At 72.1% G+C, this 22,059-nt stretch carries 17 protein-coding genes; 7 read left to right on the top strand and 10 right to left on the bottom strand.

Features of this window, described 5'->3' with window-relative positions:
• Window positions 1–5: 5 nt before the first annotated feature.
• From BO39_RS23445 to BO39_RS23425, 5 genes are all read right to left on the bottom strand, one after another.
• Window positions 6–2,075 carry a cellulose synthase subunit BcsC-related outer membrane protein gene (locus BO39_RS23445; protein ID WP_043838145.1) on the bottom strand — a complete coding sequence of 690 codons (2,070 nt, stop codon included), beginning with the start codon at window positions 2,073–2,075 and terminating at the stop codon, window positions 6–8.
• On the bottom strand, window positions 2,072–6,778 hold the full coding sequence (bcsA, locus tag BO39_RS23440; RefSeq protein ID WP_052402519.1) for a UDP-forming cellulose synthase catalytic subunit: 4,707 nt from the start codon (window positions 6,776–6,778) through the stop codon (window positions 2,072–2,074). Before bcsA ends, BO39_RS23445 begins: the two co-directional genes overlap by 4 nt.
• Window positions 6,779–6,813: 35 nt before the next feature.
• Window positions 6,814–7,698: a cellulose synthase operon protein YhjQ/BcsQ gene (locus BO39_RS23435; protein ID WP_084698421.1), complete on the bottom strand. Its 885-nt coding sequence runs from the start codon at window positions 7,696–7,698 to the stop codon at window positions 6,814–6,816.
• Window positions 7,699–7,714: 16 nt separating this feature from the next.
• Complete coding sequence (locus tag BO39_RS23430) at window positions 7,715–8,704, bottom strand: hypothetical protein (RefSeq protein WP_156963849.1); 990 nt, start codon at window positions 8,702–8,704, stop codon at window positions 7,715–7,717.
• A gap of 83 nt (window positions 8,705–8,787) precedes the next feature.
• On the bottom strand, window positions 8,788–9,849 hold the full coding sequence (locus BO39_RS23425) for a family 8 glycosyl hydrolase (RefSeq protein ID WP_052402518.1): 1,062 nt from the start codon (window positions 9,847–9,849) through the stop codon (window positions 8,788–8,790).
• 173 nt (window positions 9,850–10,022) lie between these two features.
• Between BO39_RS23425 and BO39_RS23420 the strand changes: the two genes are divergently transcribed.
• Window positions 10,023–11,849 (top strand): ABC-F family ATP-binding cassette domain-containing protein, encoded by a 1,827-nt coding sequence (locus tag BO39_RS23420; protein ID WP_043838184.1) that lies wholly within the window; start codon window positions 10,023–10,025, stop codon window positions 11,847–11,849.
• Window positions 11,850–11,861: 12 nt separating this feature from the next.
• On the opposite strand, the gene BO39_RS23415 is transcribed toward BO39_RS23420, so the two are convergent.
• The 3 genes from BO39_RS23415 to pdxH form a co-directional block, all read right to left on the bottom strand.
• Window positions 11,862–12,737, bottom strand: a complete 876-nt coding sequence (locus BO39_RS23415) for a universal stress protein (RefSeq protein ID WP_043838140.1) — start codon at window positions 12,735–12,737, stop codon at window positions 11,862–11,864.
• Between the two features lie 103 nt (window positions 12,738–12,840).
• Window positions 12,841–14,322, bottom strand: a complete 1,482-nt coding sequence (locus BO39_RS23410; RefSeq protein ID WP_043838138.1) for a bifunctional aminoglycoside phosphotransferase/ATP-binding protein — start codon at window positions 14,320–14,322, stop codon at window positions 12,841–12,843.
• Between the two features lie 13 nt (window positions 14,323–14,335).
• Complete coding sequence (gene pdxH / locus BO39_RS23405; RefSeq protein WP_052402517.1) at window positions 14,336–14,965, bottom strand: pyridoxamine 5'-phosphate oxidase; 630 nt, start codon at window positions 14,963–14,965, stop codon at window positions 14,336–14,338.
• A gap of 86 nt (window positions 14,966–15,051) precedes the next feature.
• Here pdxH and fabI point away from each other — a divergent pair, with 86 nt between their 5' ends.
• The 4 genes from fabI to BO39_RS23385 all read left to right on the top strand — a co-directional run bounded on the left by fabI (window position 15,052) and on the right by BO39_RS23385 (window position 18,544).
• Window positions 15,052–15,906 carry an enoyl-ACP reductase FabI gene (gene fabI / locus BO39_RS23400; RefSeq protein WP_043838136.1) on the top strand — a complete coding sequence of 285 codons (855 nt, stop codon included), beginning with the start codon at window positions 15,052–15,054 and terminating at the stop codon, window positions 15,904–15,906.
• Window positions 15,907–15,915: 9 nt separating this feature from the next.
• Window positions 15,916–17,022, top strand: coding sequence for a chorismate synthase (aroC, locus tag BO39_RS23395; protein WP_043838133.1), 1,107 nt, complete (start codon window positions 15,916–15,918; stop codon window positions 17,020–17,022).
• A gap of 68 nt (window positions 17,023–17,090) precedes the next feature.
• A complete protein-coding gene (locus tag BO39_RS23390) occupies window positions 17,091–18,305 on the top strand; it encodes a hypothetical protein (protein ID WP_052402516.1) in 1,215 nt (404 codons plus the stop codon).
• Window positions 18,306–18,391: 86 nt separating this feature from the next.
• Window positions 18,392–18,544 (top strand): hypothetical protein, encoded by a 153-nt coding sequence (locus BO39_RS23385; protein ID WP_043838130.1) that lies wholly within the window; start codon window positions 18,392–18,394, stop codon window positions 18,542–18,544.
• Window positions 18,545–18,554: 10 nt separating this feature from the next.
• On the opposite strand, the gene BO39_RS23380 is transcribed toward BO39_RS23385, so the two are convergent.
• The gene (locus BO39_RS23380) at window positions 18,555–19,322 is read right to left on the bottom strand and encodes a TlyA family RNA methyltransferase (RefSeq protein WP_245615357.1); all 768 of its coding nucleotides are present in this window, start codon (window positions 19,320–19,322) and stop codon (window positions 18,555–18,557) included.
• Window positions 19,323–19,434: 112 nt separating this feature from the next.
• Between BO39_RS23380 and BO39_RS23375 the strand changes: the two genes are divergently transcribed.
• Window positions 19,435–20,409 carry a Bug family tripartite tricarboxylate transporter substrate binding protein gene (locus tag BO39_RS23375; RefSeq protein ID WP_043838128.1) on the top strand — a complete coding sequence of 325 codons (975 nt, stop codon included), beginning with the start codon at window positions 19,435–19,437 and terminating at the stop codon, window positions 20,407–20,409.
• Between the two features lie 17 nt (window positions 20,410–20,426).
• Window positions 20,427–21,398 carry a hydroxyacid dehydrogenase gene (locus tag BO39_RS23370; protein WP_043838126.1) on the top strand — a complete coding sequence of 324 codons (972 nt, stop codon included), beginning with the start codon at window positions 20,427–20,429 and terminating at the stop codon, window positions 21,396–21,398.
• Between the two features lie 6 nt (window positions 21,399–21,404).
• On the opposite strand, the gene BO39_RS23365 is transcribed toward BO39_RS23370, so the two are convergent.
• A partial coding sequence (locus BO39_RS23365) for a transketolase C-terminal domain-containing protein (protein ID WP_043838124.1) occupies window positions 21,405–22,059 on the bottom strand: 655 nt, incomplete at its 5' end.

Genomic DNA, 22,059 nt, shown 5'->3' with positions numbered 1-22,059 from the left:
GCGCCTCATGGGTCGAAGCGGTATCGGGCATAGACAAGGGCGCGCGTCTCGTTGAAGTCGGCCGCGCGGTCATAGCGGGCGGTGGCCCCGACCCGCAGGGTCGGCGTCAGGGCGTATTCGAGGTCCAGGCGGGCGCCGGCCGTCACGGTGGTGGAGCGCTGGCCGGCATAGCGCGTCGCGATCGTCGGGTCGGAGAGCGCCTGCTGCTCCAGCGTCGCCTGCAGGTCGGGGTTGTTCGGGAAGATGCGCGACGCACTCTCGCGGAAGTTCGCCACGCCCACGCTGGCGCCGACTCGATAGGCGAAGTTGCCGATCCGCTCGCGGTAATCCACGGGGATGGAGGCGTTGTAGTAATTCTGCGGGCTGAAGTAGCCGCCCTGGCCAAGGGTAAAGCCGCGCAGGTTCTTCTCGTAGCCGATCGCGGTCAGGTCCAGCCCGGCCGTCAGCTCGTTGGTCGGCGAGCGGAGCAGCGCGTAGGAGAAGCCGCCGGCGGCCTCCCAGCGACGGTTGTCCGCCACGTTGCGACCGGTGATCGCGGAGTAGCCGCCACCGCCATAGGCGCTCACCCGGCCCTCGTAATACTCGAGCTGGCCGCGCCCGGTGACGCGCGTGACGCCGCCGAAGGGCGTGCCGCTCGCACCGTCGCGCATGCCCGACCAGGAAAGCAGGCTGTCCGTTACCGAGCGCCGCTCGCCGCGAAGGCGGAGCTGGAAGGTCTCGGACAGACGAGGCACCCACTCGATCCCGCCCAGCACCGTCTGCTCGCGGAAGCCGAGCGGCGTCGAGCCGACATCCACCGTGACCGGCCCGCGCGTGTAGCCAAGGGCGAGCGAGGTGCCGGTGGCACTGTCATCCCGCGGGCGCAGCGCGGCGGCCCTCGCGTCGGACACAGTGGCGCCCGGCCCCGGCAGCACGAGCGCGTTGCTGCCGAAGCGGCGCAGGTTCGGCACGGTCGCGTCCAGCCGGCCGGTGTCGATATGGGCAGCCTGCACGCGGGCGCTCAGCTCGCCGCCAAGCTCGGGCAGCGGCGCCGCGACCTCCGCCCCGCCGCCGTACTCGCGCATCCTCTCCAGCCCGCGCCCGCCGGAGCGCGCGCGGAAGGTGAAGTTGGGAACCACGCGCCCATCCGTCCGCTCGTTCACCTCGGCGAGCTGCCGGCCGATCTCGCTCAGCAGCGGGTCGTCGGAGGCGCGAAGCTGGCTCGGCGTCACGCCGCCGGCCGAGGGTGTCGCCGGATTGGCGTCGAGCGGCACGAAGGAGGATCCCTGCCCGTCCCCGGAGAGCAGCGTGCGGCGCCCGTTCGCGGCCGCGACGGCCAGTGGCGCGTCCTGGCCGATCTGCGCCCGGCGCTGCTCGGCCGCGAGGCGGAGCGCCGTCTGCGCGCGGCCGAGGTCGCCCTGGGCGAGCGCCAGCCGAGCCTCGGCGTAGGAGAGCCGTGACTCGTTCCCGTTCACCTGCTGGCCCTCGGCCAGCAGCACCTCGGCGGAGGCCAGGTCGCCCAGCGCCACGGCGGCGTCGATCGCCCCCACCCGTGCCTCGGCATTGCGCGGGTCGCGGCGAAGCACGGCTTCGGCGATGCGTCCGGCGACGCGGGGGTCACGCGCGCCCTGGAAGAGCCGCGGCGCCTCCTCCACCACCAATGGCGGGCGGACACGGTTCAGTTCCGCAGCCTCACGGTTACCGGCAGTTTGAAGAGATGCATCGATCGCGGGCGGCGTGGCCCGGACCGGCGTGACACGCGGAACCGGCAGGCCCAGCGCCTCGGCGATGCGCGCCACCCGGGTGTCCTCCGGCGCTACCTGGCGCAGCCGGGCGAAATAGCCCTGCGCCACCGCCGGCTGGCCAAGCTCGATCTGCGCCATTGCTGCCGCGGCGAGCGCATCGGCATGCGCTGGGTGGACCGCCAGCACCCGCTCCAGAGTCGCTGCCGCGCGCGCGGGCTGACCCTGGGCGCGCCAGAAGGCGGCATGCTCTAGCAGCACGCCGGCCCCGCCGCCCTGCGCGAGGGCGGGCGCGACGCCGAGGACCGTGGCCATCGCGGCGGCCGCGAGAAGCCTTTGCCGAAGCGGGGTCATGCGCGGATCCTCAGCCGGCGGATGGCCCGGCGACGCAGCGTCCAGTAGAGGGGCACGGCGATCACCAGCGCCGCGAAGACGAGAAGGCCCAGCATCAGGTCGGGGCGAGTGGTGAGATAGCGCTGCGGCAGCAGCGTGATCGGCAGGCTGCCCACGCCGTAGTTCCGCGACACCTTGAAGGAATCCACGCGGCCGTTGACGAGGTTCGCCACGTCGCCCTGGATCCGCGGCTGCTGCTCGGGGTCGCGGAGCGCCCCCACCATCGCCTCCATCGCCTGCGGCGTGGAACCCGTCAGCGCGATGACCGAGCGCTCGCCGTCGAGCGGGCTCTGGAAGCCGATGAGCAGCCCGCTTCCCTCGCCCTGCGCTCCGCCGAGGGTCGCCGTCAGACGCTCACGGTCTAGGCGGCGGTCGTCCGAGAGGAAGATGTTGCGGAAGCTCTGCAACGTGTCCGGCAGGGCGACCGCGACCCGGTTGCCGTCCACCGTGATCGGACCGTCCCGCAGGAGGGTGGCGAGTGCGGGCTGCCGGGGGAGCGAGCCGACGACGAACAGGTCCCGCTTCGCGACGGCGTCGAGCCCGCCGGGCCGCGCCACCTCGATCCGCGTCGCCGGATAGCCCGTGATCGCCGCCATCCGCCCGATGACGTTGAGCGTGGCGGAGATCTCGAGCGGGTTGGCGCGGTCCGGCAGGACCACCGCGGTCGAGGAGAGGTCCGCCATCTTCGTGTACGGGAAGCCGCTGCCAACGAAATAGGCGAGGTTCGGCAGTTCCGTGAAGCGATAGGCAGCCGAGAGGTCGATCGTGCTGTCAGGGTCGATCGAGGAACGGATGTCCCCGGGCACGCTCACGCAGTCCCCGCGATGCAGCGGACGCAAGTCGAAGCGGAACTGAAGCTCGTTCAGGCCGAAGACGAGATAGGGCGGCAGGCCCACCTGCCCCTCGGCCCGCTCCGAGCCGCTACGCCCGATGGTGCGGTAGAGCCAGTTCCAGGGCCAGCCCGGCTCGCCTTCGCGCAGCGGGAAGGACTTCAGGTAGACATCGTTCAGCGCGGCATCGAGACGCGAGACGGCAAGGTCGAGGATGGGCCCGGGCGGCGCGCGGAAGCGCACATCCACCGGCAGGTTGCGCTCGCGCGCGGTGTAGAGGTCGGGCGCCGTGCGGAAGGGCACCGAGATGGGGCCCGGCGCGTAGCCGAAGGACTGCAGGTCCGTCGGGTCCACCAGCTCGCCGAACTTCACCGGGCGGTCGTTCCGGATCCAGCGCGGCGCGTCGTAGGGCTGGCGCGCGGGAAGCTCCGTGACCTGCACGGTCGCCGATTCCCCCGAGAGCCCCTCCTTCGCCGTCGCGAGCACCTGGGCGGCTGTCGCGGCCTCGGCGCCCGTGCGGCCGCCGACGAGCAGCAGGAGCGAGTTGGCGTCGTTCGGGTTGGGCAGGATCGCGAGCGTCGGCCCTTCCATGCGCGGCAGAGCGAGCCCGGGCACCGAGTCCGGGCCGGTCGCGACGACGATGGCGTTGCCGCGCGCGGGCACCACGGCACTGACCGGGAAGGTGGCCCCGCGGTAATCCGCCTGCACCGCGAACCAGGAGGAGGCGATGATGGAGGCGCGGACCGCGTCGTTGCCCGAGCCCTCCGCCATGATCACCGGCAGCACCAGCGGCTCACGCAGCAGCCGCGGGTCGAAGAAGGGCTCGGGCAGCCGCGCGAGGTCGCGGTTCAAGGGCAGGCGCTCGAGCGTGAGCTGCAGCGTCGAGAGATCCGAAACCGTGGACCAGAGCAGCCCGGAGAGCGGATCGCTGCACTCCACCGCGTAGCGGCCGGTGAAGCGGATGTTCAGGCGGTTGCTGTCGGCGAAGAAGACCGGGTTGATCGCGAACTCGACCGGCCCGAAGGCGGGGCGGGAACGGTCCGGCGTGATCGTGCCCACGAACTGCTCGTTGATCGTCACCGCGATCTGCGAGAGCTCGGGGATCAGCGCGGGGCTCGTCGCGCCCTGCAGGGTCAGCTTCGCGCCGGTGACCACCTCGTCCGAGCGGATGCCGAAGAGGATGCCCTGGAGGTCCGCCAGGCCGCGCAGCTGCATCGGGCTGCGAAGGCCGAGCTGCCGCAATGTGCGCGTTTCGACCCTTGACCCGACCCCGGGCGTGGTCTCCCCACCGAAGGTCACGGGGGCGGAGGGCGCAACCTGGGGTGCCGCCGGCTGTGCCGCAACGGGCGCGGGCTGGAAGGAGGGCAGCGACGGCGCCGGGGCGGGGGAGGCCGAAGGCAGCGCCGGCGGCTGGAATGAGGGCAGCGCCGGTGCCGGCCGCGGCTGCGCCAAAGGTCCGGCGGCAGGAGCGGGCGCAGCCGGCGCGGGTGCCACGGCAGCGCCTCCCGGAAGCGGCGGCGGCGAGAAAGCGCTGCCCAAGGGCTGCGGCGGGGGCGGAGCCTGCGGGCGCGGGGACTGGGCCGCGGCCTGCGAAGCGCCGAGGCCAAGCGCGAGCAGCACGGCCGCGCTCCGGCGCGCGCGGGCCGCGGCACGTCGCTGCGCGGCCTCGGCCGCACGGCTGGCGCTGGGCGGAAGCGGCGCGGCGCGCATCGCGGACGGCGCCGGACTGCGCTGCGGGGCCCCGCGTGCCACCCTGGCCGCCGCCTCGCGCCTCGCACGGCGGGCGCGGAGCGAGAACTGACTGTTGCCGCGGAAGAGACCGCCGATGCTGCGAACCACCTCGCCCAGGGAGCGCATGGGGCGGTCGGGGCGCACGTCGTCCCAGTCGACCCAGGCATCGGCCCGGCCGAGCACGATGCGGGTAATGTTGCCCTCGTCGCGCACGTCCTGCGGGGCGAAGCGCACCTGAAGGCGGGTATCCTGCCAGCGCAGGGCCTCCGCGGGGATCGACACGCGTTCCGGACCCAAGTCGATCTCCAGCGTTACGTAGGCATTGTCTGCCAGGCCATCCGGCCGGGGCGCCGCGACGGCCGCGCCACCAAGGGAAAGGTCGAGTGTCTCGCCGGGAACCAGGCGCCCATCGGGCAGCACCACGCCCACTGGCATGATCGCGTTGACCCGCGCGCGCTCGCGCACCTGCCTGCGCTCGCGGCCGACCGCGAGTCCGGCAAGGACCGTGAGCAGCGAAAGCATCACCCAGAGCGTGTTGAGCGCGAAGGCCTGGAACTCAAGGCTGTCCACCGGGTTCGCGGCCATGCCGTAGATGCCCGAGAGCAGCCCGAAGACGAGAACCACCGCGAGGACGAAGTTCGGCCCCGTCGCGCGGAAGTCAAAGTAGCCCTCCTCCAGCGTCCCGCCCTTGTCGGTCACGTTGAACTTGCCGCGCGTTGGGTCGAGCAGCGTCGTGAGCACGACCGGCAGCAGGTAGAGCGAGAGCACCGTCTCGTAGATTTCAGACCAGAAGGAGTGGCGCACCTTCGACTGGAGCTTCGAGTTCGTGAGCACCGCGTGGACCACGTGCGGCCCTGCATAGGCCACGATCGCGAGTGGCGAGGCCGCGATGAGGTTCTGTCCGAAGAAGAGATAGGCCAGCGGAGCCGTGAGGAAGATGAAGCGCGGCAGCGGGAAGAGGAAGTGCCACATCGACGCCACGTAGCAGAGACGCTGCGTGATGCTCAGGCCTGGCCCCAGCAAGGGATTGTCGACCCGGAAGATCTGCACCATTCCGCGCGCCCAGCGCATCCGCTGGCCGACATGCGCGAGCAGGCGGTCCGTCGCGAGGCCTGCCGCGAGCGGCAGGCGCAGATAGGCCGTGCGCCAGCCGAGGCGCTGCATCTTGAGGCTGCAGTGGCAGTCCTCGGTCACCGTCTGCGTCGGCACGCCGCCCACCTGCTCCAGCGCGACGCGGCGGATGACGGCGCAGGAGCCGCAGAAGAAGGCCGCGTTCCAGAGGTCGTTGCCCGGCTGGATCAGGCCGTAGAACAGCAGCCCCTCGTTCGGCACGCGCGTGCCGGAGGCGAGGTTCCGCTCGAACGGGTCGGGCGAGTAGAAGTGGTGCGGCGTCTGCACCATCGCGAGCTGCGGGTCGCGCAGCAGCCAGCCCACCGTCATCTGCAGGAAGGCGCGGGTGGCGACGTGGTCGCAATCCAGCACGAGGACGAACTCGCCGGAGGTGCGGGAAAGCGCGTGGTTGATGTTGCCGGCCTTCGCGCCCTTGTTGTCGGGGCGGACCATGTATCCGCAGCCCACCAGCTCGCAGAAGGCCCGGAATTCCTCGCGGCGTCCGTCGTCGAGCAGGACGACGTTCATCCGGTCCCGCGGCCAATCCATCGCCATGGCGGCAAAGATGGTCGGCTTCACCACATCCAGGGGCTCGTTGTAGGTCGGGATGAAGACATCGACCGAGGGCCACTCGTCCGGGTTCTCGGGCAGCGGCACCGGGCGGCGCTCGAGCGGCCAGAGCGACTGAAGATAGGAGAGCAGCAGCGCGAGCACGGCGTAGATCTCGGCGAGCAGCAGCCCGGTGCCGAGGAAGGTCGCCCAGAACTCCGTGTAATCGAGCGTGTCCGTGATGCGCCAGTAGATGTAGCGGCTCGAGATCACGCCGGAGAACAGCGCGAGGAAGACGAGCACGCCGCGGCCGGGCACGAGCGAGCAGATCGTGAACACCAACAGGCCGCCGATGGCGACCCAGGCCTGCTGCTCGGCCTCCAGCGGTGCGACGATGAAGGGCAGCGCGATGATGAAGCCGAACGCGACCGCGAGCCGTGCCAACCAGACATTCCCGCCGACCAGGCGACCCAAAGCCCTCACGGGCTGACCTCGACGGCCGGGAGCTGGGGCGAGGGCGCGACGGCCGGCATCGCTGTGGCCTCGCCGGGCGCGAGCGTCGCCGGCGCCGGGGCAGCGGCGTGCGGGGCTGGCACTGGCGCCGGCAGCGCGGCAGCGACCAGCCGGGCGATCTCCTTCAGGTCCGACGCGGCCCGGCTCTCCGGCGCGTGGTCCAGCAGCAGCCGCTGGCAGGCAAGGCTCTCGGCCACCGTCTCCTCGCGGCTCATCGCGCCGAGCATCCGATAGCCTAGATGGCGCGCCACGGCCTCCGCGGAGGCGCGCGAGAGGCGCGAGGCGAGGTCCACCCCGTTCAGCACCACGCGCAGGCGGCCGGCCAGCAGCGCCGCCATGGTCCCGGTGCCGAGGAAACGGCCGCTCTCGATCTCCGGCACCAGGGCGGCGCTGATCGCCTCGGCCTGCAGCACGCCAACCACCATCGTCGCCATCGGCGCGAGCAACGCGAGCGCCTGCGAGGGGCCGGGCGGCAGATCGGCGACCACGACGAGATCGGGATCGGCCAGCATCTCGCGCATCGGGTTGCCGAGAAGGTCGGGCTCTCGGTCGAGCGCGACCGCGAGGTCCAGCGCGCCGCGCAGGTCCATCGCCCCGTGCGGGAGAAGAAGCACGCCGGACGGCGTCTGCCTCAGTTGCGAGCGCCAGGCGGATCCGCCCTGCGCAAGGCCCGCGACGAAGCCTGACCGGTCGCTCAGCGAGACGCCGAAATGCAGGCGGAGCGCGTTCTGCGAATCGAGGTCAACCGCGAGTACCCGGTGCCCCAGGCGATGCAGCGCGTCGGCAAGGTTCGCGGTGAGCGTGGTCTTACCGACCCCACCCTTGGGCGAAGCGAAGCAGATCAGCGGCACGGTCTTGCTCCTGAACTCAGGCGGCGTTGCGGGCGACGCGGACACCCGCGGCCACGCGCCGCAGGAGTTCGGGCAACGCGACATCGACGCGCGCGGCCGGCCAGTGCCGCGGGGAGGGATCGACAGGGCTCCCCTGCATGGCGGCGCCGAGCGCGTCCAGCAGCGGGTAATGGATGCCGGCAGTAGGACTGTCGGCGCCGAACAGCGTGTCGAGCAGCGAGGAGCCGGTGCCCGAGCCGTAACGGAAGGACGGCCAGGCCGGCGATGCGCCGAGCGGAGCGGGTGCCGCGTCGACCTTGGACGACGCCGGGGCGGCGACCACTACCGCCGTGGCGCCCGCCACCGGTCGGGGCGGGGCGGCCACCGGCGGCGTACCGAGCAGCATCTGAAGCAGCGACGCGCCCTGCGCGTCGTGGCGCGCCGCGGCCGCGGCTTGCACTGGCGGCGCGCTGGCTGGTGAAGGCACCGGCGGTGCGGCCGGCCCCATCGCGGGCCACCTCGCGGCATTCACCGGCGGCCCTGAAACGGCGCGGGGCTGAGCGAAGGAATGCGCTGCGACCGGCTGCCGGACGGCGGCAGGCAGAGGACGATCCCAGGCAGTGTCGCGAACCGGTTGAGAGCGGGATTCGGGCGCCGGCGAGCGCTGCACCAGTGCCTCCTCGCCCGGAACCGCCTGGGCCAAATGCCCCGCCGCCGGCGCTTCGCGGCGCGGCGGCTGGCAAGCGTCACGCGCGGGCGGAGGGGACAGATCCGTGCGTCCGGCAAACTCCGCATAGGTGGGGGCGTAGCCCCCGTCGCTGGGGACCGACCGATCGCCGAGCACGGCATCCGGCGGCAGCTCCTCCGCGCCTGCCAGCGCGTCGCCAAGAATGCTGAAAGCCTGCTCCTCGTCCGGAGGCGGCGGCGCCGGCACGTGCCGCACGGGCTCGTTCCCGAAGCTCCGGTACCTCAGCGACGGCGTCCGCAGGGCCGCCGCCATCCGAGCGACATCCGTATCCTGCGGCATGAACCACTCTCCGTCAGCTTGACGCCCGCGAAGCACGCTTCGCACCCCGCACATATCTTAATTTTGATCGGTTCGTCCCTTGTCTAGAGGGACTGACTGCGCTCAGCGGCCGCCATACGCGCTAGAAGGACCAGCGCTGTATCATAATAATCACGCTTCTCATGCGATGCGTCGGATCCAAAACGATCCTGTAGGATACCGCGTTGTCGGGCAGCGAAGCGGCCGATAAGCAGAACCCCCTGCCCCGCCGCGTAGGGCGCGACTGAATCAGTGGACAGGTCGGCCCAGGCGGGCACCTGGCGATGGCTGGTGTCGGACCAGAAGTTGAGCGGCGCCTCCACCGCGGCCTCGTCAGCCAACCCCGCCCATGTCAGCCAGAGCGGCACGCGCACGGCGTCGTAGGAGAAGCGCGCGGGCCAGCCCTGCGCCGGAGAGACGCTGCGGTCCGTCCGCGAAATGGCCATCCAGTCGGGCGGGAGTCCCCACCGGCCGAAGCGCGCCACACGCAGCAGCCGCAGCCCATCTGAAGCGACGCGCAGCCAGGCCGGATCGGGCACTGCTTCGGCGACCGTCGCGATCGCCGGATAGGAGTAGTAGGAAGGATTCACGACGACATGGGTGCGGTGCTCGAAACCCTGCGCTCCCGGCAGCAGGACGAGCCGCCCGCCCGCCCGGCGCACGAGCAGCCGCAGCACGTCGCGCGCGACCGCCGTCCCCTCTTCCGTCAGCGCCGGGTCCGACCAGCGCCGGCCGCCGCGCAGGAGCGCGCTAGCGATGAAGAGGTCGCCATCCGTCGCGTTGTTGCTGTCCGCGACGGCGGGCTGACGGTCCGGCCGCCAGCGCCAAGCGTGCAGGTTGTCCGTTTCCCGGCGCAGGTTGCGGCGCGTCCAGAGGAGCATGCGGTCGAAGGCGGCACGATCGTCGTGGTGCTCGGCGAGGGAAAGTCCCCAACCCTGCCCCTCCGAGTGCGACTGGTTGCCGTTGCCGTTGTCCACCACCCGGCCGTCGGACAGCAGGAAACGCGCCTTGAAATCCATCCAGGCGGCCGTGTCCGCGGCGGCCACCGCCGTTCCGCCCCGCAGCATCGCGGCCGCCCCACCGGAGAGCAGGCCGATCGCGGCCCGTCGTTGAATATGGATCGGCATGAACTCGATGCTGCACGGGTGACGTTACGGAGCGCTTATCGGAGGGTCCAGTCAGGCCCCCCGTAACGCCCAGTATAACGCTCGCGCTTCCGTGATGACAGGTATTCCGCTCGTTTCCCCATGATTCATATACCCCGTGCCATCTGCCCCCGCAGGTGCCATATCCGCCCGCGATGGCACCCCCTCTCCTTCTCCTCCAGGGCATCCGGCAGGGCTTCGGCTCGACCCCGCTGCTGCTCGACGCCACCCTCTCGGTCGCACCCGGCGAGCGGCTCGCGCTCGTCGGCCGCAACGGCTCCGGCAAGTCCACCCTGCTGAAGGTCGCGGCCGGGCTCGTGGCGCCCGACGGCGGCAGCCGCTTCGTGCAGCCCGGCACCACGCTCCGCTACCTGCCGCAGGAGCCGGACCTCTCCGGCCACCCGAACACGCTCTCCTATGTCGAGGCAGCCCTCGGTCCCGGGGACGACCCTTACCGCGCCCGCCACCTGCTGGAGGAACTGGGCCTGACCGGTGAGGAGGCGCCCGCCAGCCTCTCGGGCGGGGAGGCGCGACGCGCGGCGCTGGCGGCCGTGCTCGCCCCCTCGCCCGACATCCTGTTGCTGGACGAGCCGACCAACCACCTCGACCTGCCGGCCATCGAGTGGCTGGAATCGGAACTCTCCGCCATGCGCTCGGCCATGGTGATCATCAGCCACGACCGGCGGTTTCTCGAATCCCTCTCCCGCGCCATGGTCTGGCTCGACCGCGGCACCACCCGCCGCCTGGACCAGGGCTTCGCCGGCTTCGAGGCCTGGCGCGACCAGGTGCTGGAGGAGGAGGAGCGCGACGCCCACAAGCTCGCCCGCGAAATCGTGCGGGAGGAGCACTGGCTGCGCTACGGCGTGACCGCCAGGCGCAAGCGCAACATGCGCCGCGTCGGCGAATTGCAGTCCCTGCGGGAGAAGCACCGCCAGCGCCGCGGGCCGCAGGGCGGGGTGCGCCTCGCCTCCTCCGAGGCGGACGGCTCCGGCACCCAGGTCGTGGTCGCCGACCACATCTCCAAATCCTACGACGGCCGCGCGGTGGTGCGGGACGTCTCCGTCCGGATCCTGCGGGGAGACCGCATCGGCATCGTCGGCCCGAACGGCGCGGGCAAGACGACGCTGCTGAACATGCTGACGGGCGTGCTACCGCCCGATTCCGGCGAGATCCGCCTTGGCACGGGCATCGAGATGGTGACCCTCGACCAGCGCCGCGCGAGCCTCGACGACAGCATGACGCTCTCCGACTCCCTCACGGAGGGGCGGGGCGACATGGTCCATGTCGGCGGCGCGCCACGCCACGTCATCGGCTACATGAAGGACTTCCTCTTCCTCCCGGAGCAGGCGCGCACGCCGCTCGGCGTGCTCTCGGGCGGGGAGCGTGCGCGGGTCATGCTGGCGCGCGCCATGGCGCGGCCGAGCAACCTGCTCGTGCTCGACGAGCCGACCAACGACCTCGACCTCGAGACGCTGGACCTGCTGCAGGAGATGATCGCGGACTACGCCGGCACGGTCCTGGTGGTGAGCCACGACCGCGACTTCCTCGACCGCGTGGCGACGAGCGTGATCGCCTACGAGGGCGACGGCCGCTGGGCGGATTATGCGGGCGGCTACTCGGACATGGTGGCGCAGCGCGGCCACGGCGTGCGGGCCCGTGCTGCCGCCACCGGCGCACCACCGCCGAAATCCACGCCTGCAGCACGGCCGGCGGCTAAACCCGAACCCGCGCGCCCGCGCCTCACGATGGGCGAGCGCCAGGCGCTTAAGACCTTGCCCGGGGAAATGGAGAAGCTCTCGGCGGAGATCGCGAAGCTGAACGACATCCTGGCGGACCAGCAGCTCTACGCGCGCGACCCGGCCCGGTTCGCCAAGGCGACGGAATTGCTCACCGCCCGCCAGCGGGCCCTGGCCGAGGCCGAGGAGCGCTGGCTGGAGTTGGAGATGCGGCGGGAGGAGGCGGAGGGCGCCCCCGCCCGCTGAACCCTGAGCCGCTCAGCGGCACATCATCACGGGCATGTCGGCGTTCTCCAGCACGTGCCGGGTGACCCCGCCGAGGATGAGCTGGCGGATGCGGGAATGGCTGTAGGCGCCCATGCAGAGCAGGTCCGCCCCGAAGTCGCGCGCGGCACCGAGAAGACCCGCCCCCACCTCGCGGGTGACAGGGGAGAACTCCACCGGCTCCGCCCGGATGTTGTGCCAGTGGAGGTAGGAGAGGATCCCCTTCACGTCCGGTCCGCGGCGCTGGTAGTCCTTGCTGTAGAGGATCCGCACCGCCTCGGCGCGGTGCAGCCAGGGCAGCGCGGCGGCGATGGCGGCGGAGCTTTCCGCCGTGCCGTTCCAGGCGCAGCAAACCCGGGTGCCGATCCCCGCCGGCGGCTCGCGCGGCGCGATCAGCACGGGCCGGCCGCTGTCGAAGAGGATGGCGTGCAGCGCGTCGGAGGAGGAGACGTCCTCCCCCGAGTCAGGGTGCGGCACCACCGCCATGTCGTAGAGGCGCGACTGCTGGGCCACCAGGTCCTCCTCCCGCCCCGCGACGGAGGCGAAGGAGATGGTGGCGCTGTCCGCCTTCTCCGCGGCCTCGGCGCTGGTGGCCACCACCACGTCGCTTCCCTGGACGAAGCGGTCGAAGAGGGCCTGCACGCGGCTCGCGCGGTCACCTGATTCCCTCTCCGTCGCCGCCATCATCTCCTCGATCATCGCGCCCGACAGGCCTTCGCCGGCCAGGGGCGCCACGTCGCGCGCATCCACGCGCACGTGGATGCAGTGCACGTGACTATGCCAAATGCGCGCGGTGAGAAGGGCGGTGTGCAACGCCGCCTCGCCGGCGGAGGTGCCGGTCAGCGGCAGCAGGATACGGCGGTAGGCCATGTCGGCGGGACTCCGTAGTCGTCCTTGGGCGAGGTCCGCGGGCGGGGTGCGGCTGCACCCCTCCCGCCGCGTCACGGCCGATTCCGGCCGGGCGCGGACCTATCTAGCACATTGGCAGGCCAAGCGCCGCAAGAGCCGCCGGCAGCGGTTCCGACGAGGCGTCGAGCCGCGCCCAGCCGATGCGGCCGACGGGATGGCTCGCGGCGTAGTCCAGCACCTCGCGCGTCGCGTCCGAGGCATCCCCCCGGCGTGCATCCACCCTCGTGCGCAGCACCTCGATGGGTGCCTCCAGCCAGAACCCGGCGAAAGGCACGCCGCATTCCCGCGCCACGGCCTCAACTCCCTCCCGCCGCGCGGGGTCGAGGAAGGCGGCGTCAGCAATCACCGAGTGCCCGCCGCGCAGCGCCGCCCCCGCTTCCTTGAAGAGGGCGGCGTGCACGGCGTCGCTCGCGGCGGCGGTATAGGCCTCGGGCGGAAGATGCGTCTCGGGCGGCAGGCCCGCCAGGCGCTTGCGGATCTCGTCCGTGCGGAGGTGGAGCGCCCCCGGCGCGGCCCCGAAGCGCGGCGCCAGCGCCCGCCCGAGGCGGGTCTTGCCCGTGCCCGGCAGCCCGCCCACCGCGACCAGCTGCGGCGCCGGCGGCCGTAGGTAGGCCTCCGCGTCGCCAAGGAAGGCATGCGCCCCCTCTCCCTGCCCCTCCATGCGGGCGAGGCAGTGCGCCCGGATCATGGCGCGCGTGGAGAGCCAGAGCGGCAGCCCCGCGACCAGTCCGGCATCGTCCCGGACAGCGACCGCCCGCGCCAACACCCGGCAGGCGGTCGGCCTCCCGCAGCGCCGCAGGAGGTCTGCGATGAGGAAAGCCAGGTCGTAGCCGGTGTCGATCGTCGCCAGCTCCTCGTCGAACTCAAGCGCGTCGAAGGCCGTGGGCCGCCCCTGCCAGAGGACGAGATTGCCGAGATGCAGGTCCCCGTGGCAGCGGCGCACCCGCCCCTCGGCCGCCCGCGCCCGCAGCACCGGCGCCACGGCTCTGAGCGTCCGGCCGGCGGCGCGGCGCCAGGCGATCACCCGCGAGGGGTCGAGGCCGGAGGCGAGCGCGGCCCGCGCATTGCCGCGCAGCACCGCGTCCATGGCGCGCACGACATCCCCGGCGTCGCCCGGCGGATAGGTTCCGCGGAGCGCCACGACGGCGTCTCCCAGCGCATCCGCCATCGCTTCGTCGATCCCGCCGCGCGCGGCCACGGCGTCGAGGAAGGCGTCCGCCGACACCGGCGCCATCTCCACGGCCCATTCCACCGCCGCGGGATCATCGGGCGCGATTAGCCGGTCCGCACCCGCGGGGATGCCATGCACGGCGCGGTAAAGGTCGGGCGCGGCCGGCGCGTTCAGGGCCAGTTCCCGCTCCGCGAAGCGTCGGCGCGCAGCGGGCTCGGAGAAGTCGAGGAAGCCGAGGCTCACCGCCTTGCGCAGCTTCAGCACCCGCTCGCGCCCGACGAAAACGGCGGAGATATGCGTCTCGACCGGCCGCTCGGCCCCGGTCAGCCGCGCAAGGAGCGAGGCGGCCGGTGCCTGCGCGGCCGGGATGGTCACCGCGCGGCGCCGGTCAGGGGTAGAGCCGCCCGGCCCGCCAGCCCTGCCCCTCCCGCTCGAAGAGGACACGGTCGTGCATGCGAAAGGGCATGTCCTGCCAGAACTCGATGCGCTCGGGCAGCACGCGGAAGCCGCCCCAGTGCGGCGGGCGCGGCACCTCCTCGCCCGGGTTCGCCGCCTCCGTCTCGCGCACCCGCGCCTCGAAGGCTGCGCGGGAGGCCAGCGGCCTGGACTGGTCGGAGGAGACGGCCGAGATGCGCGAGCCGCGGGAGCGCGAGGCGAAATAGGCGTCCGACTCCGCGGCCGTGACGCGCTCCACTTTCCCCTCCACGCGCACCTGCCGGCGGGAGGACTTCCAGTGGAAGAGCAGCGCCGCGTGCTGGTTGGAGAGCAGTTCGCCGCCCTTCCGGCTCATCTCGTTCGTGTAGAAGACGAAGCCCCGCTCGTCCCGGCCCTTCAGCAGCACCATTCGGGCGGAGGGCCGCCCCTCGGCGGTCGCGGTCGCGAGGCACATGGCGTTCGGATCGTTCAGCTCCCCCGCCACGGCCTCGGCCATCCAGGCCTCGAAGAGGGCGTAGGGGTCGGCGTCCTCCGGGATCGGCTCGCGGGAAGCGCCGGGCGGGAGCTCGGTTGTCAGGCTCATGCGTTCAGGCCCCTTGTTCCGTCGGGAGCGGTGTGCCACCCCTCCCCGCCCGTCGCAACAGACCCGCCCCCGCCGGAGGACGCTCCATGAACGATGCCGAGACGGTGGCGCAGGCCGCCACGCTGCCCGTGACGGGGACGCTCATGCAGGGCCGCCGCGGCATCGTCATGGGAGTCGCGAACGACCGCTCCATCGCCTGGTCCATCGCCCAGGCCCTGGCCGCGCAAGGGGCGGAGGTCGCCTTCACCTATCAGGGCGAGGCGCTGGAGAAGCGGGTGCGTCCGCTGGCCGCCAGCATCGGCTCGGACATGCTCGTGCCCTGCGACGTCTCGGACGAGGCCGCGATCGACGCCGCCTTCGCCAAGGTCCAGGAGCGCTGGGAGGGGATCGACTTCCTCGTCCACGCCATCGGCTTCGCGGACAAGCAGTACCTGCGCGGCCGCTATCTCGACACGCCGAAGGAGGCCTTCCTCCAGGCGCTCGACATCTCCTGCTACTCCTTCGTCTCGGTTTCGCGCCGGGCGGTGGCGATGATGAAGCCGGGCGGCTCGCTCCTCACCCTGTCCTACCTCGGCGCGGAGCGCTGGACGCCGCACTACAACGTCATGGGCGTCGCCAAGGCCGCGCTGGAGGCCAGCGTGCGCTACATGGCCGCGGACCTCGGCGATGCCGGCATCCGCGTGAACGCCATCTCCGCCGGCCCCATCAAGACGCTCGCCGCCAGCGGCATCGGCGACTTCCGCTATATCTTGAAGTGGAACCAATACAACTCGCCCATGCGCCGCAACGTGACGCTGGACGAGGTGGGCGGCGCCGGCCTCTACCTCCTCTCGCCGCTCTCCGGTGGCGTCACGGGAGAGGTCCACCACGTGGACTGCGGCTACCACATCGTCGGCATGAAGCACCCGGACGCGCCCGACATCGCCACCGTCGGCGGCTGACGTCCGGCCGTGTCGCACAACAGCTTCGGCCACCTGTTCCGCGTCACCACCTGGGGCGAGAGCCACGGGCCGGCGATCGGGGGCGTGGTCGATGGCTGCCCGCCCGGCCTGTCGCTCTCGGAGGCCGACATCCAGCCCTGGCTGGACCTGCGGCGCCCCGGTCAGTCGAAGTTCGTGACCCAGCGGCAGGAGCCGGACGGGGTCCGCATCCTCTCCGGCACCTTCGAGGGCCTGACCACCGGCACGCCGATCTCCCTCCTCATCGAGAACACGGACCAGCGCTCCCGCGACTACGGCGAGATCGCGGACAGCTTCCGCCCAGGCCACGCCGACCTCGCCTACCACCTGAAATACGGCGTGCGGGACTATCGCGGCGGTGGGCGCTCCTCCGCGCGAGAGACGGCAATGCGCGTCGCGGCGGGCGCCGTCGCGCGCAAGGTGCTGGGCACGGGCGTCACCATCCGCGGCGCCCTCGTCGCCATGGGCGGCGACCCCGTGGATCGTGCGGCCTGGGACTGGACCGCGGTGCGCGAGAACAGCTTCTTCTGCCCCGACCGCGCGGCAGCCGCCCGGTGGGAGGAACGCCTTCTCGCCCTGCGCAAGTCGGGATCGAGCGTCGGCGCCGTGGTGGAGGTGGTCGCCGAGGGCCTCCCGCCCGGCCTCGGCGCCCCGATCTACGGCAAGCTGGATGCCGAGATCGCGGCCGCGTTCATGTCGATCAACGCCGTGAAGGGCGTCGAGATCGGGGACGGCTTCGCCGCCGCCGCCCTGACCGGGGAGGGCAATGCGGACGAGATGCGCATGGCCGCTGACGGTACCGTGGACTTCCTCGGCAACCACGCGGGCGGCGTCCTCGGCGGCATCTCCACGGGCCAGCCGGTGGTCGCCCGTTTCGCCGTGAAGCCGACCTCCTCCATCCTCGTCCCCCGCCGGACCGTGGATCGCCACGGGCAGGAGCGGGAGTTGGTGACCAAGGGCCGCCACGATCCCTGCGTCGGTATCCGCGCCGTCCCCGTCGGCGAGGCGATGATGGCCTGCGTGCTTGCCGATGCCCTGCTGCGGCACCGGGCGCAGGTGCCGGACGCCCCCACCACCACCCGCCTCCCGAGAAACTGAAGTACGGGATCCTTTATCCGACTTCCGTACTCGGGTATTACCCTCGGTGAAACCGGGGTTGCCGTCGCATGCCGATACCCGACCAGCATTCACAAAAGAGCACCGACAAGCGGACCGATCCGAAAGTCCTTGCGGGTTTCCTTGGTCTGGCCGGTGCCAAACGCTGGGAAGCGCGCATTGCTGAGATCGGCCGGCGGGCGGCCTGCCCCTCCCTCGCCGCCCGCGCCTTGCAGGAACGTCACGCGCTGGAACTGACCCTGCAGCGCCTTCTCTCCCCCGAGGCGGTGGCGGGCGCCAGCCCTGCGGAGCGCCAGATCCTCTCCTACGCGCGGGAGGCCGTGCGGCTCGCAGAATCCCTGCCTCCGGAGCCGAAGAAGCGCCTTCGCGCCCTCGTGCTCGAGGGGCTGACGGGCGAGGCGAACCTCATTCCCCTCTTCCACCTCCTGCGGGTGGCGGCGCTCCATCGGGCCCGCGGCTTCGAGGTGCGATTCACGGGGCTGGCGGACGGCACGCCCCACGACCTCGTCATCTCGCGCGGCGGGGCGGAGGCAGAGATCGCTTGCGAGACCGTCTCGGCCGAGGAGGGCCGCCCGGTTCTCCGCAACGACTGGTGCGCCTTCGTGGACGGGATCAACCCCGACCTGCAGACGTGGCTTGCCGCCCATCCCGGCCGCTACGTGCTGAAGATGACGCTGCCGGAGGGGCTGAAGCGCGACGCGCTGGACATCCACGCCCTGCAGCGCCGCATTATGGAGATGCTGCGGGACCGCCGCCGACAGGATTCGGCCGCGGACGCAATGCTGAAGCTCGACCCGCTTCTCCTCGCCGGCGCCCAGGCCGCGGTCCCCGCCTCCGCCTTGCGCGCCCTCTTCGGCCCCGAGGCACATCTGGCGGTGGCGCAGGGCGGCGGGAACATCCTCGTCCTCGCGGCGCGGGCAGGGCAGCCGAGCGATGTGGCACAGGCGGTCTGCCGGCGGCTCTGCACCGCTTCGACGCGGCTCAGCGGGCAGCGTCCGGGCATCATGGCCGTCTTCCTCGACGATCTCGGCCGGCAGGAGTGGCGCGGCCTGCGCGAGCGGATGGAGTTGGAGGGCGCGGTCCGCCGCTTCCTCACCACGCCGGAGGCGAAGCGCATCTCCACGGTTTCCTGCGCCTCCCGCATGGAGATGTTCCTGATGCCGCCGCCCGACGCGGTTCCGGGCGGGGAGCTGCGCTTCCGCAACCCTGCCCAGCCGGTGCCGCGCGACCCTGTCCTCGTGGCGGCGCTCGCCTCCACCGGTTGATCTTTCCTGCCAACGTAATCTTTTGAAACTTAGCGCAAAAGCTGTCGTTTCCCGCTGGCTAGCGACTAAGAAGAAGGCGGGTTCCAATGACCGAGATGGAGATGGAGAAGGCCCAGGCCGAGCTGGACCGGCTGCTCAACGATCCCGACGTGCGGATGGACCCGGAGCGGGTCTGGATGCTGGCCGACCACCTCTCCCGCGCGGCCGGCGGCAACACGGCCCGGCCCGCCACGCGCTAGGACACCGCGCTCAGCCCTCGCGCCGGGCCCCGATCAGGAACTCCTTGTTGCCCTCTGGCCCGGTGATCGGGCTCTCCGTAATCCCGAGCACCGACCAGCCCGGCAGGCCTGACCACCAGGCCCGCACGCGCGCGCAGACGGCGCGGTGCACGTTCGGGTCGCGCACCACGCCCCCCTTCCCCACCATGCCCGGCCCGGCCTCGAACTGCGGCTTGATGAGCGCGACCGCGAAGGCCCGCGGCGCGGCCAGGGAGAGTGCCGCGGGCAGCACGGTCGCGAGCCCGATGAACGAGGCGTCGCAGACGATGGCCCCCACCGGCTCGGGGATCTGCGCGGCCTCCAGGTAGCGCGCGTTCACCCGCTCCATCACCACCACGCGCGGATCGTTGCGGAGCGTCCAGGCGAGCTGGCCGTGGCCGACATCCACCGCATAGACCTTCGCCGCCCCGTGGTGCAGCAGCACATGGGTGAAGCCGCCCGTTGAGGCGCCGACATCGATGCAGACGCGCCCCTTCGGGTCGAGCCCGAAAGCCTCCAGCCCGTGCGCCAGCTTCAGCCCGCCGCGGCTCACCCAGGGGTGGTCCTGACCGCGGACCTCCAGCGCCTCGTCCTCGCGCAGTTCCTGCCCCGACTTCTCGATCCGCCGCTCCCCGCTGAAGACCTTGCCCGCGAGGATGAGCGCCTGCGCGCGGGTGCGGCTCTCGGCCAGGCCGCGCTCCACCAGGGCGGCGTCGGCGCGCTGCTTGCCCGGCTTCTGCACGGGCTTGGGCTCGGTCACGGATCGCCTCCCTCTCTCGCGCGCCAGCATACATCGCCCGGGCACCTTGCCGCAGGGGGGCCGGGAGTGGAGAACTGCATCCAGGCCCGCAAGAGGCCAGAGGAGCCGCCCCATGCCCACCCGTCGCGCCCTGACCGGCGCCGCCCTCTCGGCCGCGCTCACCCGCCCGGCCCTTGCCCAGGCCGCCTGGCCGGCCGGCCGGCCGATTGAGGTGATCGTTCCCTACCCGCCCTCCGGCGGCATCGACCTCATGGCGCGGCTGCTGACGCGGCACCTGCCGGCGGTTCTCCCCAGTGTGAACTTCGTCGTCACCAACCGCGTGGGCGCCGGCGGGCAGATCGGCAACGAGGCGATCTTCGCCGCCCGGCCGGACGGCTACACGCTCGGTGCCGTCGCCACCCTCGGCTTCATCAGCAAGGCGCTGGAACGGCCGATGCGTTGGAGGACAGAGGACTACACCTACCTTGCCAATGTGGTCGACGACCCCGGTGGGCTCTGGGTCCGCACCGATTCCCCGCTCCGCAGCGCCGCCGACCTTCGCGAGGCCGCGTCGAAGCGTGCTGAGGCCGTCTCGGTCGGCACCGCCGCCGGCACCTCCTCCGACGACCACCTGCTGCTGCTCGCCTTTGAGGCGGCCGCGGGGGTGAAGGCGCTGCACGTTCCCTATAACGGCACGGCCATCGCGATCCGCGATCTGCTGGGCGGGCAGCTCGACGTTGCCTCCTATAACCTGAGCGAAGGCATTACGCTCCTCCGGGAGGGCCGGACGCGCTGCCTCGGTCAGGCGGCGACGGAGCGCTGGTCCGCCATGGCGGAGGTGCCGACCTTCCGCGAGCAGGGGCTCGACGTCCTCGGCGGCTCCGCCCGCGGCTTCGTCGGCCCGCCCGGCCTGCCGCCGGAGATCGCGGTGCGACTGATCGAGGCCTTCCGCGCCGTCCTCTCCGACCCGGCTTTCCTGGGGGAGGCCGAGCGCCTCAACCTGCCGCTCCGCCCCCTGCTCGGCGACGCCTACAAGGCCGCCGTCATGGCGGAGGCCGAATCCGCGCGGCGCCTCTACGAGCGTTCGCCCTGGTCCACCCAACCCTGATCCCGAGTTCGTCCCGAATGCCCCATGTGGTTGTCGTCGATCCCATCCATCCCGGTGGGATCGGGCGCCTTGCCGAGGCCCCCGGCATCACCCTCGACCACCCTGGCGCGCCGGCTGGCCCCGACCTCGCCACGCGCCTTGCCCGGGCCGAGGCCGCGATCGTGCGCGGGACGGCGGTGGACAGCGCCTTCCTCGCCATGGCGCCGCAGCTGCGCATGGTCTGCCGCCACGGCGTCGGCTACGATCTCGTGGACGTGCCGGCCATGACGCGCGCGGGCGTCGCGGTGATGATCACGCCCGAGGCAAACGCCGCCTCCGTCGCCGAGCACGCGCTGATGCTCATGCTCGCCGTCGGCCGCCGCGTGCTGCCCGTGGACGCGGCCGTGCGGCGCGGCCAGTGGCGCGTTCAGGGCCAATCGGAGACCTTCGAGCTGGGCGGGCGGCGCGTGCTGGTGCTCGGCTTCGGCCGCATCGGCACGCGCGTTGCGCGGCTCTGCGCGGCCTTCGGGATGCGCGTTTCGGTGCACGACCCCTTCATGCCCGCCGGCACCATCCGCGGCGCCGGCTACGAGGCGGTGAAGGATCGTGACGCGGGCCTCGCCGAGGCCGATATCGTCACCCTGCACCTGCCGGCGAGCGACGCCACGCGCGGCATGGTGGATGCCGACTTCCTGGCCGCGATGAAGCCTGGCGCCGTCCTCATCAACACCGCCCGCGGCACGCTGGTGGACGAGACGGCGCTGGAGGCGGCGCTGCGCTCCGGCCAGCTCGGCGGCGCCGGCCTCGACGTGCTGCGGGTGGAGCCCATGCGCGAGCCGGTGCCGCTGCTCGCGCTCGAGAACCTCGTCGTCACGCCCCATGTCGCGGCCAGCACGGCCGAGGGGCTGCGCCGCATGTCCTGGGACGCCGCCGGCAACGTGCTCGACTTCCTCGCCGGCAACCCCGACCCCGACGCGGTGGTCAACCGCGAGGTGCTGGGGCGCGGCTGACCTGCCTCAGGCCCGCGCGGGCTTTGGCGTGTTGAGTTGTTCGAGGGCGTTTCTGGCGGCTTGTGCGATTTGCGGGGCGTTGAGGCCGGCGGTGTCGTACTGCTTTTTGGGGGCGTCGTGGTCGATGTAGGTGTCGGGCAGGGTGAGCGGGCGGAAGCGCAGTCCGCCGTCGAGGAGCCCGGCATGGGCGAGGTGGTGGGCGACGAGGCTGCCGAAGCCGCCCGTCGAGCCCTCCTCGACGGTGAGCAGGACGGCGTGGTTGCGGGCGAGGCGCTCGAGGAGCTCGGTGTCGAGCGGCTTGGCGAAGCGCGCGTCGGCGACGGTGCAGGAGAGGCCCTGGGCGGCGAGCTCGTCGGCGGCGCGAAGGGCCTCGGCCAGCCGTGTGCCGTAGGAGAGGATGGCGATGGTCGAGCCCTGGCGGAGCACGCGACCCTTGCCGATGGGCAGCACGGTGCCGCGGGCGGGGATCTCGAGCCCCGTGCCCTCGCCGCGCGGGTAGCGCAACGCGATCGGCCCGGCGTCATAGGCGGCGGCGGTGGCCACCATGTGGGTGAGCTCCACCTCGTCGGCGGCGGCCATGAGCGTCATGTTCGGGATGCAGCCGAGATAGGCGATGTCGTAGGCGCCGGCATGGGTGGCGCCGTCCGCGCCCACCAGCCCC

The sequence above is a fragment of the Roseomonas aerilata DSM 19363 genome (genome assembly GCF_000711725.1).
GTDB classification, from domain to species: domain Bacteria; phylum Pseudomonadota; class Alphaproteobacteria; order Acetobacterales; family Acetobacteraceae; genus Roseomonas; species Roseomonas aerilata.
Note: the sequence above shows the minus strand (reverse complement) of the source record. Positions and strands in the feature narration are given on the sequence as shown.

Excerpts from the sequence above, each read along its gene's own strand:
- BO39_RS23430 (WP_156963849.1), bottom strand. The coding sequence starts at position 8,704 with ATGCCGCAGGATACGGATGTCGCTCGGATGGCGGCGGCCCTGCGGACG.
- BO39_RS23385 (WP_043838130.1), top strand. The coding sequence starts at position 18,392 with ATGACCGAGATGGAGATGGAGAAGGCCCAGGCCGAGCTGGACCGGCTG.
- BO39_RS23375 (WP_043838128.1), top strand. The coding sequence starts at position 19,435 with ATGCCCACCCGTCGCGCCCTGACCGGCGCCGCCCTCTCGGCCGCGCTC.
- BO39_RS23370 (WP_043838126.1), top strand. The coding sequence starts at position 20,427 with ATGCCCCATGTGGTTGTCGTCGATCCCATCCATCCCGGTGGGATCGGG.
- BO39_RS23415 (WP_043838140.1), bottom strand. The coding sequence starts at position 12,737 with ATGGCCTACCGCCGTATCCTGCTGCCGCTGACCGGCACCTCCGCCGGC.
- BO39_RS23425 (WP_052402518.1), bottom strand. The coding sequence starts at position 9,849 with ATGCCGATCCATATTCAACGACGGGCCGCGATCGGCCTGCTCTCCGGT.
- BO39_RS23445 (WP_043838145.1), bottom strand. The coding sequence starts at position 2,075 with ATGACCCCGCTTCGGCAAAGGCTTCTCGCGGCCGCCGCGATGGCCACG.
- pdxH (WP_052402517.1), bottom strand. The coding sequence starts at position 14,965 with ATGAGCCTGACAACCGAGCTCCCGCCCGGCGCTTCCCGCGAGCCGATC.
- BO39_RS23420 (WP_043838184.1), top strand. The coding sequence starts at position 10,023 with ATGGCACCCCCTCTCCTTCTCCTCCAGGGCATCCGGCAGGGCTTCGGC.
- fabI (WP_043838136.1), top strand. The coding sequence starts at position 15,052 with ATGAACGATGCCGAGACGGTGGCGCAGGCCGCCACGCTGCCCGTGACG.
- BO39_RS23390 (WP_052402516.1), top strand. The coding sequence starts at position 17,091 with ATGCCGATACCCGACCAGCATTCACAAAAGAGCACCGACAAGCGGACC.